At 62.0% G+C, this 2,474-nt stretch carries 1 protein-coding gene; it reads right to left on the bottom strand.

The genetic code is table 11. The annotated features are described in order from the left end of the window. Positions 1 to 2,474, bottom strand: a 2,474-nt coding sequence (locus tag CQW31_RS31255) for an immunoglobulin-like domain-containing protein (RefSeq protein ID WP_371858405.1), incomplete at both ends; no start/stop codon positions are given.

Below are 2,474 nucleotides of genomic sequence, written 5' to 3'. Positions count from 1 at the left end.
GGTTTGCGACCAGGTTTTCGTAGTTGCCGCCGCTGACGCTGGTGATGCTGTTGGTAACTGCCGCGTGGCCTTGATAGACGTCATTGCTCACGGCGCCGGTGGCGGTACCGGAGGTTTGACCGACCGGAATGGTGATGGTCTGGCCGTTAGCCAGGTTGACCAGGACCGGGCTACCGGTGACCGGAGCACCTACTGTGGCGGTGTAAATGATGGTGCCACCCTCGGCCACGGAAGGCGTGGCGGTCAAGGTGACGGTGGTGGTGTCTTGCACATCGGTAACGGTGGTACTGACGGGCGCCTGATTGGCGACCAGGTTTTCGTAATTGCCGCCGCTGACGCTGGTGATACTGTTGGTAACTGCCGCGTGGCCTTGATAGACGTCGTTAGTCACGGCACCGGTGGCGGTACCGAAGCTCTGGCCAACCGGAATGGTGATGCTCTGGCCGTTGGCCAGGCTGACTACGACCGGGCTGCCGGTGACCGGCGCACCTACTGTGGCGGTGTAAATGATAGTGCCACCCTCGGCCACGGAGGACGAGGCGGTCAAGGTGACGGTGGTGGTGTCTTGCACATCGCTAACGGTGGTGCTGACGGGCGCCTGATTTGCGACCAGGTTTTCGTAGTTGCCACCGCTGACGCTGGTGATGCTGTTGGTGACCGCCGCGTGGCCTTGGTAGACGTCGTTGGTTACGGCACCGGTGGCGGTACCGGAGCTCTGGCCAACCGGAATGGAGATGGTCTGCCCGTTTGCGAGGCTGACTACGACTGGGCTGCCGGTGACCGGAGCCCCTACAGTGGCGGTGTAAATGATGGTGCCGCCCTCAGCTACGGAAGGCGTGGCGGTCAGGGTGACAGTGGTGGTGTCTTGTACATCGGTGACCGTAGTGCTGACTGGCGCTTGGTTGGCGACCAGGTTTTCGTAGTTGCCGCCGCTGACGCTGGTGATGCTGTTGGTAACTGCCGCGTGGCCTTGATAGACGTCATTGCTCACGGCGCCGGTGGCGGTACCGGAGCTTTGGCCGACCGGGATGGTGATGCTCTGGCCATTGGCCAGGCTGACTATGACCGGACTGCCGGTGACAGGGGCGCCCACTGTTGCCGTATAGATAATGGTGCCGCCTTCCGCCACGGACGGCGTGGCGGTCAGGGTGACGCTAGTGGTGTCCTGGACATCGGTAACGGATGTGCTGACCGGTGCCTGGTTTGCGACCAGATTTTCGTAGTTGCCACCGCTGACGCTGGTAATGCTGTTGGTGACGGCTGCGTGGCCTTGATAGACGTCGTTAGTCACGGCCCCCGTGGCGGTACCTGCGCTTTGGCCAGCCGGGATGGTGATGCTCTGGCCGTTAGCCAGGTTGACCACGACCGGACTTCCCGTGACAGGAGCATCAACAGTTGCGGTGTAAATAATGGTGCCACCCTCGGCCACGGAGGACGAGGCGGTCAAGGTGACGGTGGTGGTGTCTTGCACATCGCTAACGGTGGTGCTGACTGGCGCCTGATTGGCGACCAGGTTTTCGTAGTTGCCACCGCTGACGCTGGTGATGCTGTTGGTGACTGCCGCGTGGCCTTGGTAGACGTCATTGGTCACGGCACCCGTGGCAGTGCCGGAACTCTGGCCGACCGGAATGGTGATGGTCTGGCCGTTGGCCAAGCTGACTACGACCGGGCTGCCGGTGACAGGGGCGCCCACTGTAGCCGTATAAATAATGGTGCCGCCTTCCGCCACGGACGGCGTGGCGGTCAGGGTGACGCTGGTGGTGTCTTGCACATCGGTAACGGAGGTGCTGACCGTTGCCTGATTTGCGACCAGGTTCTCGTAATTGCCACCGCTGACCGCAGTGATTTGGTTACTGACGGCCGCGTGGCCTTGATAGACGTCATTGGTCACCACACCCGTGGCGGTACCGGAGCTCTGGCCAACCGGAATGGAGATGGTCTGCCCGTTTGCGAGGCTGACTACGACTGGGCTGCCGGTGACCGGAGCCCCTACAGTGGCGGTGTAAATGATGGTGCCGCCCTCAGCTACGGAAGGCGTGGCGGTCAGGGTGACAGTGGTGGTGTCCTGCACATCTGTGACGCTGGTGCTGACTGGCGCTTGATTGGCAACCAGATTTTCGTAGTTGCCGCCGCTGACGCTGGTAATGCTGTTGGTGACGGCCGCGTGGCCTTGATAGACGTCATTGGTCACCGCACCCGTGGCGGTACCGGAGCTTTGGCCGACCGGGATGGTGATGGTCTGGCCGTTGGCCAGGTTGACCAGGACCGGGCTACCGGTGACCGGAGCACCTACTGTGGCGGTGTAAATGATGGTGCCACCCTCGGCCACGGAAGGCGTGGCGGTCAAGGTGACAGTGGTGGTGTCTTGTACATCGGTGACGCTGGTGCTGACTGGCGCTTGATTGGCAACCAGGTTTTCGTAGTTGCCGCCGCTGACGCTGGTGATGCTGTTGGTAACTGCCGCATGGCCTTGA

The sequence above is a fragment of the Pseudomonas sp. 382 genome (genome assembly GCF_002759075.1).
In the GTDB taxonomy this organism is placed as follows: domain Bacteria; phylum Pseudomonadota; class Gammaproteobacteria; order Pseudomonadales; family Pseudomonadaceae; genus Aquipseudomonas; species Aquipseudomonas vlassakiae.
Note: the sequence above shows the minus strand (reverse complement) of the source record. Positions and strands in the feature narration are given on the sequence as shown.